Source organism: Paenibacillus sp. MY03 (assembly GCF_002165585.1).
In the GTDB taxonomy this organism is placed as follows: Bacteria; Bacillota; Bacilli; order Paenibacillales; family Paenibacillaceae; genus Pristimantibacillus; species Pristimantibacillus agaridevorans.
In genome coordinates this window covers 77,409-92,018 of record NZ_MXQD01000004.1, presented here as the reverse complement: position 1 = coordinate 92,018, position 14,610 = coordinate 77,409, and the positions used below count along the sequence as shown (strand labels likewise).

Annotated in this window: 9 protein-coding genes; 8 read left to right on the top strand and 1 reads right to left on the bottom strand. The window is 52.7% G+C overall.

Annotated elements, in window-relative coordinates; all coding sequences use genetic code 11:
- The first annotated feature begins 39 nt into the window (after positions 1–39).
- The 4 genes from B1748_RS03060 to B1748_RS03045 all read left to right on the top strand — a co-directional run bounded on the left by B1748_RS03060 (position 40) and on the right by B1748_RS03045 (position 5,433).
- Complete coding sequence (locus B1748_RS03060) at positions 40–2,028, top strand: alpha/beta hydrolase family protein (RefSeq protein ID WP_087566403.1); 1,989 nt, start codon at positions 40–42, stop codon at positions 2,026–2,028.
- A gap of 26 nt (positions 2,029–2,054) precedes the next feature.
- Positions 2,055–3,236, top strand: a complete 1,182-nt coding sequence (gene nagA, locus B1748_RS03055; RefSeq protein WP_087566402.1) for an N-acetylglucosamine-6-phosphate deacetylase — start codon at positions 2,055–2,057, stop codon at positions 3,234–3,236.
- Positions 3,237–3,256: 20 nt separating this feature from the next.
- Positions 3,257–4,264 (top strand): Gfo/Idh/MocA family protein, encoded by a 1,008-nt coding sequence (locus tag B1748_RS03050; RefSeq protein ID WP_087566401.1) that lies wholly within the window; start codon positions 3,257–3,259, stop codon positions 4,262–4,264.
- A gap of 65 nt (positions 4,265–4,329) precedes the next feature.
- Positions 4,330–5,433, top strand: a complete 1,104-nt coding sequence (locus B1748_RS03045) for a Gfo/Idh/MocA family protein (protein WP_087566400.1) — start codon at positions 4,330–4,332, stop codon at positions 5,431–5,433.
- 92 nt (positions 5,434–5,525) lie between these two features.
- Here B1748_RS03045 and ppdK read toward each other — a convergent pair whose 3' ends face one another.
- The gene (gene ppdK / locus B1748_RS03040) at positions 5,526–8,174 is read right to left on the bottom strand and encodes a pyruvate, phosphate dikinase (protein ID WP_087566886.1); all 2,649 of its coding nucleotides are present in this window, start codon (positions 8,172–8,174) and stop codon (positions 5,526–5,528) included.
- Positions 8,175–8,678: 504 nt separating this feature from the next.
- Here ppdK and B1748_RS03030 point away from each other — a divergent pair.
- The 4 genes from B1748_RS03030 (at position 8,679) to B1748_RS03015 (ending at position 14,609) form a co-directional block, all read left to right on the top strand.
- The gene (locus tag B1748_RS03030) at positions 8,679–9,368 is read left to right on the top strand and encodes a GntR family transcriptional regulator (RefSeq protein WP_256975537.1); all 690 of its coding nucleotides are present in this window, start codon (positions 8,679–8,681) and stop codon (positions 9,366–9,368) included.
- 21 nt (positions 9,369–9,389) lie between these two features.
- Complete coding sequence (locus B1748_RS03025; protein WP_087566397.1) at positions 9,390–11,624, top strand: hypothetical protein; 2,235 nt, start codon at positions 9,390–9,392, stop codon at positions 11,622–11,624.
- 333 nt (positions 11,625–11,957) lie between these two features.
- Positions 11,958–13,607 carry an extracellular solute-binding protein gene (locus B1748_RS03020; protein WP_087566396.1) on the top strand — a complete coding sequence of 550 codons (1,650 nt, stop codon included), beginning with the start codon at positions 11,958–11,960 and terminating at the stop codon, positions 13,605–13,607.
- A 105-nt stretch (positions 13,608–13,712) separates the two neighbouring features.
- A complete protein-coding gene (locus tag B1748_RS03015; RefSeq protein WP_087566395.1) occupies positions 13,713–14,609 on the top strand; it encodes an ABC transporter permease in 897 nt (298 codons plus the stop codon).
- Position 14,610 lies beyond the last annotated feature (1 nt).

The following is a 14,610-nucleotide window of genomic DNA, read 5'->3' as shown; positions in this document are numbered from 1 at the left end:
ATTCTTATAGAGGTTGTTCAAAAAGGAGATGGAATCATCATGGGATTCGGCAGCTATGCCAGCGGTTATTATGACATCGGCACGCAGCTTCCCGATTATTTGAAGCGGCTGGCGGACAATTATTTCGCACGGGATCGGGAAGTGAAGGAAGGCCTGCGAGACGTGGAAATATTTGAGCCGCGCAAAGCGGGATTAAAAAAGTATTTCATTGAGATGATCGGCGGTTTGCCGGAGAGCAAGACGCCGTTGGAAGCCGTATGCACAGGCATCGCGGATCGCGGCAGCTACCAAATCAGGAAAATGGTTTATCAAAGTCTGCCCGGCGTATACGTAACCGCCAATCTCTATGTGCCGACCGCCGGAACCGGGCCGTATCCAGCCGTCCTGTTCGCGTGCGGCCATATCGAAGCGGGCAAGGCGGCGCCAATCTACCAAAAGGTCTGCATCGAGCTGGTCAATAACGGATTCGTTGTGCTTGCCGTCGACCCGATCTCGCATGGCGAGCGGATGCAAGGGTACGATGCGGTGGCTGGTAGAACGATCGTCCGCTGGCACGCGGAACATACGTACCTGGGGCTGCAGTGCGAGCTCGCAGGGAGGCATATCGTTCGTTATTTCGTATGGGATTTGATTCGCTCCGTCGATTATTTGTGTACAGTTGAAGAGGTTGACAGCACGAGAATCGGCATTACGGGCAATTCCGGCGGAGGCATCCAATCGATCATGGCCATGATCGCGGACGATCGGATCGCAGCCGCCGCTCCATGTACGTACATATCTTCCCGCGAAGCCTATATGAAGACCGGGCAGCCTCAGGACGGAGAGCAAGTGTGGGATGGCGCGATCCGTGCGGGGATGGATTACGACGATTACATCACCTTATTTGCGCCTAAGCCGGTGCTGATCGGAGCCGTGGAGTCGGATTTCTTCTGCATCGAGGGGACGCTGGACAGTTACGATTGGGCAAAGAGGGTATACGCTCTCTACGGCAGAGAGGATGACGTAGAGCTGGGGCTCGCTAAAGGGACACATGCCTTTAACGACGAGCTGAGGGGCATCGTCGTCTCTTGGTTCGTAAAGAGATTCCTGGGGCAGGGTCAATCCGTCTTGTTATCCGAGGGCATGATACCCGAGAGCACGGACACGCTGCAATGCACGCTGACCGGACAGGTGCTGCAGGAGTACAAAGACGCCGTGTCGGTACAAGCGGACAACGCGGCATCCGTACTGGAGCTGCGGCGCGGACTTCGCGAGCTGGCGCGCGATTCTCGGCGGATGAGGGAGGAGGTTGCCGCCTGGCTGCGCATGCCAGAATGCGGCGATCCCATCCGGCCGCGAATCATAAGTACTGAGCGAGTCGACCGGGAGGGCTGCCTTATGGAGCGAGCTTTCCTCCGAGAGAGCACGCTTTTCTTTAGCGAGCCGAATATGATGGTCGGTGGTATCATGATCGAGCGGGAGGGGAGTACTTGTGACCGAACCACTGTCCTGCTGCTCGATAAGGGGACGGACGGCATTTATACGGAGAACGATTGGATAACGTCGTTGACGGCGGAGAGCCGCGTATTCGCCTTCGATCCCAGAGGGACCGGGGCGTTCCTCAGCAGAGCCGTGAACGGAAGACAATATGACATGATGTTCGGCACGGAATATAAGCTGGGCTGCGATGCCCGCATGCTCGATCGGCCGCTCGCGGGAATGCGCGTATTCGATGCGCTGAGGGCGCTCGACTACGCGGCGCAGCGAGATCCCGGGACGAAGCTTGGCATCGCGGGTCAGGGATATGGGGCAATCTATGCCTTGCTTGCCGGAATCGTGGACGATCGGGTGGATGAGATCTGTCTTGAGAATTTGCCGGGCTCCTTTGCCGACATGGTGGAGACGCGTTTCTACCCGTACGATGTCCGCAATCATTGGTACGGAGTGCTGCGGCACTTTGATCTGCCTGAGCTTATTGAAGCATTCCGGGAAACCAAGAGGATTCGCATCGTTGATATGCCGGATGTCGGCCGTATCGTCAAGTTCTAGTCGCTGCATGCGGGAGGAGGAATCTCATGTCAAATACATTATGGCATAACGCCACAATTGCGACGCCTGCCGGACTGCTGCAGGACGGATATGTGTTGGTGGATGACAATGGAGTCATATTGGAAGTTGGAATGTTTGGGGACGGGAGGCTGTTGCCGCCTCGTGCAAGAGTCAGCCAAACGAAGGATCTGCAAGGCGCTTTATTGCTGCCCGGCCTTATTGACGTTCATGTACACGGCGGCGGAGGGTTCGAGACAATGGCAGGTACAGCCGAGCATCTCGACGGCATGAGCCGGTTTCATGCGGAGCATGGCACAACGTCGTTTCTTGCGACGCTGATGACGGATGATCCGGATAGGATAGGCGGCGTTCTGGAGGCGACGGCGGATACGACGTTAAGCGGCGTGTCGGGAGCGGAGTTGTTAGGCTCCCATCTTGAAGGCCCGTTCCTGAATGCGAAGCGGGCTGGCGCGCAAAGCAAATCGTTTATCCGCAATCCGGACGCCAGGATGATTGACTGCTTCCTTGCGGCAGCGCGGGGAACCATGCGGCTTGCAACGCTGGCGCCGGAGCTGCCGGGAGGATTAGCGGCTGTTTCGGCTTTCGCCGCCGCCGGGGTTACCGTCTCGGCCGGACATACCGACGCGACGTTCGCCGAGATGGAAGAAGCCGTGCGGCATGGCGTCTCGCATACGACGCATCACTTTAACGGCATGCGGCCGTTCCATCATCGGGAGCCCGGGGCCGCCGGAGCCGGGCTGCTGCTCCCGGAGCTGACCGTGGAACTTATCGCGGACGGCATCCACTGCCATCCCGAGGCGATTCGGCTGACTTTCCTGACAAAACCCGCATCGCGCATCTGCATGATTACGGACGCGATGTTATGCGCCGGTCTGCCGGACGGCGAATACGGAGATTCCGTCATGGAGAACGGGCAGATCTATTCCAGGGATCGCTCCACGTTGGCGGGAAGCTCCTTGACGATGATTGCGGCGCTGCGCAACACGATGCGTTTTACCGGGCTGACAGTGGAGCAAGTGCTGCCATCCTTTACGAGCGTGCCTGCTAGGCAAGCAGGTGCAGATGGGCGCAAAGGGACGCTTGAAGCGGGGAAGGACGCCGATATGATTGTCGTTGACGATCGGTATGAGCTGTTAATGACGGTCGTTCGCGGTCGGACGATTGTAGATCGGAACGCACACATCTGATACGAGGGAGTAGATGCATAATGGCGAATGTCGAACGGACGGTTGCCGTCATTGGAGCCGGCGCTATCGCCGGCCATCATTTTGGCGCGATTGCCGGAATGAAGGGACTGCGGGCTTGCGCGGTTGCGGATCTGAACGCGGTACGGGCGGAAGAGCTTGCCGCCCAATTCGGCGTCGCTGCTTACCGGGACTATCGCGAGATGATTCGCTCGGAAAGGCCGGACATCGTTGCGATTGCGCTGCCGCATTATTTGCACAAGGAGGCCGCGTTATTTGCCGCTTCCTATGGCTGCCATATGATGCTGGAGAAACCGATGGCGTTATCTGCCGCGGAATGCGATGAAATCATCCATGCGGCAAGACTTGCGGATGTTCGGGTGCTGGTCGGGCATACGCAGCATTACATGGCGGAGAATATTATGGCCAAAACAATGATCGACAGCGGGGCGATCGGTTCGCTGGTTATGATGAACGATATTCGCCATATGGATTATTACCGATCGTCCAGGCCCGACTGGTTTCTGGAGAAAACGAAATCCGGCGGCGGCATTCTTGCCAACCTCGGCACGCATTCCATCGATAAGATTCAATGGCTGGCGGGCAGCGCGGTACGCAAGGTAAACGCATCGGTCAGCTATCATGGCAGCCGGGGAAACGTGGAAGGCAGCGGACTGGTTTATTTGGAGCTGGAAAACGGCATGCCGGCCACGATCGCACAAGCTGGATATAACGGAGCCGCCCGCAACGAAACGGAAATCATCGGTACAAAAGGGATGCTCAAGCTGATGACGGGAGACAGCTTGTGGGTCAGCACGGGGGGACCGTACGAACAGGTGGATGTGCCGCGTTCCGCCGCGCCGTTCGAATTGCAGTACGGAGATTTGCTTCAAGCCATTGCGGGCGGCGGGGAAACCAGTTGTCCGCCAAAGTACGGCAGAGACGTCATCCGGGTGCTCGAGACGGTCTATGCATCGGCCGCTTCCGGGAAGGAGCAATACATGGAAGGTGAAGATGCGACATCTATGTAACGTTGCCGATTCGTGATAAACTGATACAAGTGTATTTGTTGTCATATTGAAGGAGGCGGACAGCGTTGGATAAGTTGAAAGTCGGAATAATCGGTACGGGCAATATTAGCGGTATTTACTTTCAGAATGGCAAACGATTCGAGTCAATGGAGATTGTTGCCTGCGCGGATCTCAATGCGGAACTCGCCGCTGCCAAGGCGGCCGAATACGGCGTTCGGGCATGTACGGTTGAGGACTTGCTTGCGGACCCGGATATTGGGATGGTCATTAACCTGACGGTTCCCAAAGTGCATGCGGCCGTCTCGATTCAGGCGCTGGAGGCAGGCAAACATGTGTATTCGGAGAAACCTCTGGCGGCAACGCGCGAAGAAGGGAAACGCGTGCTTGAGGTTGCCCGGAGCCGAGGGCTGCTCGTTGGATGCGCGCCGGATACGTTTTTGGGCGGCGGTCTCCAAACCTGCATCAAATTGATCGAAGACGGTTGGATCGGCACGCCAATCGGCGCCACTGCGTTTATGCTGGGGGGAGGGCCGGAAGGCTGGCATCCGAACCCGGATTTCTTCTACCAGCCAGGCGGCGGTCCTCTGTTTGATATGGGACCCTATTACTTAACGGCGCTTGTGGCCATGCTCGGCCCGATCACGCAGGTGACGGGCATGGCCCAGATTTCGTTTCCCGAAAGGATTGCGACAAGCAAAGAGCTGTTCGGAAAAAAAATTAAAGTCGAAACGCCAACCCATATCGCGAGTACGCTTAAATTTTCCTCCGGCCCGATCGCTACGCTGCTGACAAGCTTTGATGTCAAGGCCGGCTCCACGCTGCCCAGAATCGAGTTGTATGGCAGCGAAGGTACTTTGGAAGTGCCGGATCCCAACACATTCGGCGGGAAGATCCTTATCCGGCGCGCAGGCGCGCAGGAATGGTCCGATATTCCTTTGGCTTACGGCAAAGCGGAGAATGCGCGGGGAGTCGGTGCGGCGGACATGGCAACAGCGATTTTGACCGGCCGCGCTCACCGCGCGAACGGAGAGATGGCGTATCATGTGCTTGAAGCGATGTTCGGCATCCTCGACTCCTCGGAGCAAGGCGTCCATTACACGATGGAGAGCACATGCCGGCGTCCAGAGCCGTTCCCGCTCGGTCTTGCGGACCACAGCTTGGGCGAGTAACGTTGGAGCTGCGGAGGAGCCGGGCAATAAATGGGACAATCTTGTACGGAGAAAGGGAAGGACGGGGCTCAGAGGCCACCGTCCTTTCTTTTTTAATCGATTGTTAAGAGAGCTTGAGCTGCCGCGATTCTAGCCATAGGAACACGGTATGGCGAGCAGCTGATATAGTCCAATCCGGCCGAATGGCAGAAACGAATGGAACGCGGATCGCCGCCGTGTTCGCCGCAGACGCCCGTCTTTAGAGCGGGATTGGCCTTACGTCCCTTATGGAGCGCGATCTCGATTAGCTGACCTACGCCTTCCGCGTCCAGAACCTGAAACGGATTGTCAGGCAAGATTTGTTGATCCACATAACAGGATAGGAACTTTCCTTCCGCATCGTCTCTGCTGTAACCGAAGGTCATTTGCGTCAAATCATTGGTTCCAAAGGAAAAAAAGTCGGCCTCCTTCGCAATTTGATCAGCTGTGAGCGCGGCTCTTGGCACTTCTATCATGGTACCGACCTTATAATCCACATGATGATCTTCGCCAAGGATATCGGCTGCGACGCGATCTGCCAAGTCGCGGACCCTCTTTAATTCGTTGACATGCCCGACCAATGGAATCATAATTTCAGGCCGGACTTTCATCCCTTTCTCCTTGCAAGACAAAATGGCTTTAAAGATGGCTTTGAGCTGCATCTCGTATATTTCCGGAACAACAATGCCTAAACGGCAACCCCGCTGTCCCAGCATCGGATTGACTTCATGGAGCGATTGAACTTTACGAATGAGCTTGTTCGTTTCTTCATCTTTATTTGCCGATTCCCGTTGCCGTTGTTGCAATAGTTCAAGCTTTGGCAGAAATTCGTGCAATGGCGGGTCAAGCAACCGTATATTAACGGGGAGTCCCTCCATGGCGGCGAATATACCTTCAAAATCCTCTTGTTGCATAGGCAACAGCTGATCCAGCGAATGTTGACGTTCTGCCTGGTGTTCGGCGAGTATCATCGCCTGAACGACAGGCAGCCGTGCCGATGACATAAACATATGTTCCGTCCGGCATAATCCGATTCCTTCCGCGCCGAATTGTCTGGCTTTCCGTGCATCTTCCGGATTGTCCGCATTCGCCAGCACCTTTAGTCGGCGAATCCCATCCGCAAATTGCAACAATCTTGTCAGCTCTCCCGTCATCTCCGGTTCCTTAAGCGTTACCGTTCCCAAAATGACCCGTCCGGTGGAGCCGTCCAATGTGATCCAATCTCCCTCATGTACCTTCCTGCAATTCTCTTCCAGACCGCCAGGGCCGGCTACATAGAAATGGCGGTTCATCTTGTCGATCCTTATTTCCTCGCACCCGCAGACACACGGCTTGCCCATTCCTCTGGCAACGACTGCCGCGTGGCTTGTCATTCCGCCTCTGCTGGTCAGTACGCCTTCCGATGCGATCACTCCATGAATATCATCCGGGCTGGTCTCGGCGCATACAAGAATGACTTTATGGCCTGCGAGCTTCCAATCCACTGCCGTGTCGGCATCGAACACTGCCCGGCCGGACGCCGCTCCAGGGGAGGCATTAAGACCCTTGGCAATAGTATCCAGCTGTTGCTCGGAATCGATAGCCCGGTGCAGCAGCTGATCCAAGTGCTCCATCTCAATGCGTATCAAGGCCTCTTCTGCGAGAATAATCCCCTCGTCGACCAAGTCAACGGCAATTTTTATCGCCGCTTGAGCCGTACGTTTGCCGTTGCGTGTCTGCAAAATAAACAATTTATTCTGTTCGACCGTAAATTCAATATCCTGAACATCCTTGTTAAGCAACTCGAGCTGTTTGGCTATATCGGTTAATTGAGAATAGATGTGAGGCATTTCTTTATTCATTTCGTTTATAGGCAGAGGTGTTCGAGTACCCGCTACTACATCTTCGCCTTGCGCGTTGATGAGATATTCCCCGTACAGCTTCTTTTCGCCCGTTGACGGATTTCGTGTAAATAGTACCCCGGTGCCGCAATCGTCGCCCTTGTTGCCAAATACCATCGATTGAATGGTTACCGCAGTTCCCTGCTCGTCGGGAATACGATAGGCATTGCGATATGTAATAGCCCTTGGATTATTCCATGAGCGAAACACCGCCTCGACGGCCAGTTGCAGTTGGATGTAAACATCTTGGGGGAATACGTTGCCGGTATGGTTTTTAATCAACATTTTGTATGATTCGATCAGTTCCGTCCAAGCCTCCGCAGCGACGTCCCGGTCTTGTTGATAGCCGTATTTCTGTTTCAATTTATGGAGGAGCAGTTCGAAGTGAATCGATTCCACGCCGAATACCACATTGCCGAACATCTGAATAAAACGGCGGTAACAGTCAAAAGCAAACCTGGCATTTTTTGTTTCGCCGGAGAGTCCAAGAACGGTTGCATCATTTAAGCCAAGATTGAGGATCGTATCCATCATGCCCGGCATCGAAGTGACTGAACCGGATCTGACCGAAAACAGCAGCGGATTTCTCTCATCGCCGAACCTTTGGGATTTAAGCTGCTCGATGCGCAATATTGCGTTACGGATATCCGGCATTAAACCTTCCGGAAGTTGATTGCCGTTCTCGTAAAAAGCTCTGCATACATTCGTCGTGACGGTAAATCCGGGCGGGACGGGGAGGCCCGCGCGGGTCATCTCGGCAAGGCTCGCGCCTTTTCCGCCAAGCCATTGCTTCATTCCGGCATGACCTTCGTGAAAATGTACAATTGAACTAACATTCGTCATAAACTGCTCCTTCGGGTTCGCGACGGGCCCGGTGCTCCAACCGATCGCATTCCGTATAGTAGGTGATTGCGCCTCCATCAATGGAACCTCCTGATTCTTTTTTGGCGTTAAACGAAATATTGAACTCATATATCTTTTATCACATTCTTATATAATACGCAATATATAAAATAAGAACACTATAATTGAGTCATATATAAATCATAAACCATATATATGACGTATTATATGTAGGACGAGTATAATAGCGAGCAGTACATTACAATTAGAAGCTTCATAACATGGACCACACTTCCGACTTCATGATAGGGTATATGACATCGTGCAAACGCTTCAAAAAAATGATCGCGCTTACCTTCATAATGAAATCGCTTTATATTCTGATGCGTTTGTGTCGTGTGAATTATTTTCACAAAAAAGAAAAAAGATATTTACTTTTGATTAATCATTATATATTATACATTATATATAATCCTACTTTGAGAGGGGGCTAACGGCTTGAAGATGACGAAGCAAAACATTATGGAAAAACAGAATATAAGCGAAGACCTTGTGCAATTGATCAAGCAGCAAATCATTGAGGGAGAGCTGAATCCAGGCGATCGTATCGTAGAGACGAAGTTCGCCAAAGACCTCGGGATCAGCCAGACGCCCGTGCGCGAGGCGATCAGGCAATTGTCGGGAGAAGGCGTTGTCGTCATAGTTCCTAACAAAGGGCCGATGGTGCGCGAGCTTAATATGCAGGATGTGTTCGAGATTTATTCGTTAAGGGCGGTTTACGAAGGACTGGCGATTCGCCTGGCTATCCGTAATGCTTCGGATCAGGACATCCAAGAGCTTGAAAGCGTGTACGAAGATATGAAGAGGAAGATGAACGACGATGAAGTTCCTTCGTTGCTTGAGGAATCGCTGTACATCCACCAATCGATCATTCGTCTGTCCAAACATGAACGTCTGATTCGTATGTATAAAACGATCTCGTTTCAGATTGCGCTTGTCAATCGGATTCTCGGAAGGGCCTCAACCAAGCAGAAGGAAGTCGAGCAGCACTGGGAGCTGATCGATGCAATGAGAAGGCGCGATCCCGATCATGCGGAAGGAGTCATGCGCGAGCACATTCATCGGTCCTATCAAGAATTCGCGGATATGAAGGAAGTAGACGGTACATTGTTCGATGAACATTCGTGGTTTTAACCCAGAGGGAGGACGTTTATTATGATGCATAATTCATTGCTTATTGCCGATCGGCTCCTTCGTGCGAATCAGGATGAAATCGCGATAGAGCGGCGAGCTCCTCACCGGTCCATAAGACGTCTGGCTGCAGTCGATACTGACAGGCCGAACGCAGTCGGGCTTGGCGGCAGTTGGCTGGTAGCACGGGAGGCTTCGTTTACTGGCGCAACGGAGGCTGCCGAGGATTTATCCGATTATCTGTCACGCGCCGGCATTGAAGTGAACGAACATGCGGAGCAGAGGTTTGTTATTCGCGAAGACGCCAGCATCGGTAAAGGATGCTTTAAAAGAGAGGTTCGGTCCGGTGAAGTTGTTATAGAGGCATCGGAAGCCAAGGGACTTTGGGCCGGCATCGTCTGGACGGAGCGAGAGTTGTCGGCAAGCGGAGTCGCTTGCCTGGAAGCAGGAATCGTCGAACGTTCTCCGCAATGGCAAGTACAGATCAGTCAGGCGCCATATCTCTCCAACTATCTCGTGCCTGATCTTGATGAAGCTTATCTCTCCGACGAAGCCTTCGGATTGCTCGCGCACTATGGGATTAACGGAATGATGTTATACGGCGATTGGCTGTTGTACGTTGAGAGTCGGATCTTTCCCGAACTCAATCATCCGAAAAGCAAAGAAAACCTGGAGAAGCTGCAAGATGCGGCCAGGCGCGCGGCGAAGTACGGCATTTCATTATACTACGTACCTGTCAGCCCGAAGCTGGACGGCAATCATCCCTTATTCCAAAGAGTACCTTCTGCGCGGGGAGCCCGCATCAATCCGGGGCTAGTCCAGAACGGCAAGGAAATATACAATTTATGCTCGTCGGATCCGGACTGTCTGGACTTCCACGGGGAGACGATGGCGAATTTGTTCCGGGAAGTACCCGAATTAGGCGGCTTGATTTTGATCATCGGCGGCGAGTCTTACTATCATTGCTTTATGAGGCCCGATTTGAGAGATATGCCGGAAGAGGCCCGAACAAATTGTCCGAATTGCAGGGACAAACAACCGGAAGATGCAGTGAATGGCCTTCTTCGTGCGACGGCGGATGCCGTGCATGCCGTGAAGCCGGATGCGCCGATAATGGCATGGCCATACAGCGCGTTCGTGTGGTCGAGCGACCCGGCGCAGTTGGCGCTGATCGACGGCATGTCAAACGGCGTATCGCTGCTCAGCACAATCGAAAAAGATGAATGGGCGGTCAAAGAAGGCTACGACAAAAAAATTTGGGATTATTCCGTCGATTATACTGGGCCTGCCACCAATCTGCTCCAACAAGCGGAAGACGCGGCTGGCAAGCATATCCCGTTATATATCAAGACGGAAACGGCGATTGGTCTCGAGTGCATCCATATTCCCTATATGCCCGCGCTGGGCCGACTGGAAGAGAAATGGCGGAATACGGCAGCCATGTCACCGGCCGGAGTGCTTCAATCATGGATGTTCTTCGGAATGTGGGGATCGCGCGCAGAGGAACTGGGGTGGTGGGCATCATGGCGTCCCGAACTGCCGGCAGGAGAAGCGGCAGCCGTCATGGCCAAACGGGATTTCGGACCGGCCGCCGAAGCGTTTATAAACGCTTGGAGAGAACTGGATCAGGCCGTCGCGCATTTGCCATATATCCCGATTTATTTTACGGGACCCGAATTTATCGGCCCGGCTCATCCATTAGCATTCGGGGACTTGCCTGATGAACCCGAGTTGTATGAAGCGCTACTCTATTACTTGCAAGAGAATGAGGAAACTTTCTCCAACGCAACAAACGAAGTAAAGCATTCCCTTGTATTGACTTCATTGCCCCATTCGCATATGGAGTTCACCATCAGGCCCCGAAACGACAGCGAGCCGGCAGACATCTTGATTCGGGAATACGAAATTGCATGCAGGCATGCTTTGCAAGCTTATCAGGCAGCCGCATCGGCTCCCGCATCCGAGGATTCGCTGCAAGTCAAGATGGCGGCCGAAGAATGCGCATTAATCGAATATGTGTACAGGACGCTCCTGACGACGCTAAATACTTACAAGTTCTTATTGGCCAAAGAGAGCGGAAACAAAAATCTGATGCTGGAGATTGCGGCAAAGGAAAAAGAAAATGCGGAAGCGGCAGTCCCGCTGCTTGCGCGGGCGCCATGGCTGGAGCTGTCGCGCCGTACCGATGGAGAGTTTCCGTCCACGGCAACCATGCTGGAAGCCAAGTTGAGAAGCCTGGCTAATGTGTTGGGCCGTTAATGGAAACGGTCGACGCCGATTTAAGCTTCCCGCACGTCCGCGAGCAAGGGGCGGCGTCGAAGGGGAAGTTTAAATAGATCATTAAATCGATGTAGAGGGGGATCGGAACAGACTTTCGGTGAGAAAGAGGGGTGAAGAAAACAAAACATGAGACCAACCGAAAGCAGCAAACAGGGCAACCTGGAAGGTTGCGCTTGATGAACTACGAGTTAGACAAACACGCGAACAATGGGCAAGAGTTGGGCGGAGATGCCAGCACGATTGCGAATAGCTTGCAGAGCTACCCGGCAAATTGAGTGAATAGGCTGTTAATTCAAAGGAGAGTGACTTTTCTTGAAAAGAAAGTTTACAGGTATTCTCATTGGCGCCATTATCGCCACATTATCGCTAGCAGCATGTGCCAACAACTCGAATGACAAGGCATCTCCGTCCCCATCTCAGACTTCGGACGCGCCGGCTTCCCCGACAGGAAGCACGGGCGGCAAGTATGATCCGCCGATCACGCTTACTACAGTAAACCAATCGCACCCAACCGTCAAGTATGCAGATGGAGATACCGTCGACAACAATCCATGGACGCGAGAATACGAGGACCGGTACGGCATCAAGATCAAGTCTTTGTGGAGCGTGGATGCTACGCAATGGGAGCAGAAAACGAATCTCATGATCGCGACAGGCGATATTCCGGACTTCTTCCAGGCTACGCCCGTTCAGTTCAAGCAATTGGCCGAGGCCGATCTGCTTCACGATCTGTCCGCCGCTTATGACAGCGCGCCCGAACGAGTCAAATCCTTGCTTAATGAAGGCGGCAGCGCCGCGCTGGATTCGGCGAAAATCGGCGGCAAGCTGCTGGCAATTCCTTTCACCGGGACACCTAAGGAAGGCGCCCAGATGGTATGGATTCGTACCGATTGGCTAAAGAAAGTGAACCTCTCCGAGCCAAAAACGATGGACGATTTGTTGAAGATTTCCGAAGCCTTCACTACGCAAGATCCGGACGGCAACAATAAAAACGATACGTTCGGGCTCGCGGTAGACAACGCCTTCTCGACTTTGACGGGCTTCTTCAATGGTTTTCATGCGTATAACAATATCTGGATCAAGGGGCAAGACGGCAAGCTGGCATACAGCAGCATTCAACCTGAGATGAAAACGGCTCTCGGCATCTTGCAAGAAATGTTCAAAAATAAACAAATCGATCCGGAATTCGGCTCCAAGGACTTCTCCAAAGTCGTAGAATCAATCGTTAGCGGAAAGATAGGCATGTTTTTTAACAGTCCGTTCTCCGGTCTGTATCCGCTGCAGCAGAACATTGACCAGGATCCGAATGCGGAATGGAAAGCGTTTCCCATCGTCTCCAACGATGCGGAGCCTGCCAAAAACCAGGCTGCGCTCGGCACGATCGGCTATTGGGTCGTCAAAAAAGGAACGAAGAATCCCGAGGCGCTATTCTCTATGCTCGATATGTGGACGGAAATCTTCTACGAAAATAAAGATCCGGAAATCAATTCGAAGTTCGTCAACGATGGCAATACCGAGATCTGGCAAATGAACAAAATTGCCGCATATCGCGCGTTTAAAAATACGGACCAGCGCATTAAAGTCATAAAAGCGCTCGATTCCGGAGACACCTCGGATTTGACGGGCGACGACATGGGCGTCTATGACAAGATCCAAAAATTCGAAGCGGGCGACCGTTCCCTGTGGGGCTGGAACGCCATCTTCGGCAAGGAAGGCTCGATGGGCGTTACGGATCAGTACCGTCAGTCGAATGCCTACTTGTCCGACGAGTTTATTACATCGCCTTTGACCTTGATGTCCGAAAGAAGCGCAGATATGAACAAGATTCAATTAGAAACGTTTACTAAAATTATTTTCAATGCCGCGCCGATCGACGAGTTCGACAAGTTCGTCACGGAATGGAAGAAACGCGGGGGCGACGCGGTGACAGAAGAAGTCAATGAATGGTACGCCAATCGGTAACAAAAGGCGCGTCATCCGGTAACAGAGGTTTCCGACCACGTCGGAGAAGAGCGGCTTCGGCCGTCTCTTCCCGACAACGGGAGGAACGGAAGGAAGGTTGAACTCATGAAGCGATCCACATTATCCAATTGGCCGCTGCATCTGCTGTTGCTCCCGGCTGTGATCCTGCTTCTTGTCTATTGTTATGGTCCAATGTTCGGAATTGTCATCGCGTTTCAGAAGTTTATACCGGCCAAAGGATTCCTTGGCTCGGACTGGATCGGCTTTGATAACTTTCGCTATATTTTGAGTCTTTCGGACATGCGAGAGATTATGTGGAATACGGTGTATATCTCCGTCATGAAAATTATCGCCGGCGTTATCGTTCCGTTGACCGTATCCCTGCTTCTGAACGAAATCCGTCACCGGTTATTCAAACGCGGCGTGCAGACGCTTATATATTTGCCTCACTTTTTGTCATGGGTTATTTTGGGCGGCATACTGGTCGATATCCTGTCTCCCTCCACCGGGATTGTTAATGCGTTTCTGGGTTTGTTCGGTATCAATCCGGTTTATTTCCTGGGGGAAAACAGCTGGTTTCCTTATGTGCTTGTCATCTCCGACATTTGGAAGGAATTCGGATTCAGCACCATTATTTATTTGGCGGCGTTAACCGGCATTAACCCATCTCTGTATGAAGCCGCGGTGATGGATGGAGCGAGCCGAATAAAGCAAATATGGCATATCACTTTGCCCGGTATCCGTACAATCGTTGTCCTGCTGATGACGCTTAGTTTGGGCAATGTGCTTAACGCCGGTTTTGAGCAGGTCTTTAATCTCTATAGTCCGCAAGTATACGACAGCGGCGATATTATCGATACGTACGTGTACCGGATGGGCTTAATTTCCGCTCAATATGGCCCGGCGACCGCAATCGGACTATTTAAGTCGGTCATCTCGCTCGTTCTTATTTCGACAACCTACTATCTGGCCTACAAATTCGCCAAGTATAGAATTTTCTAGG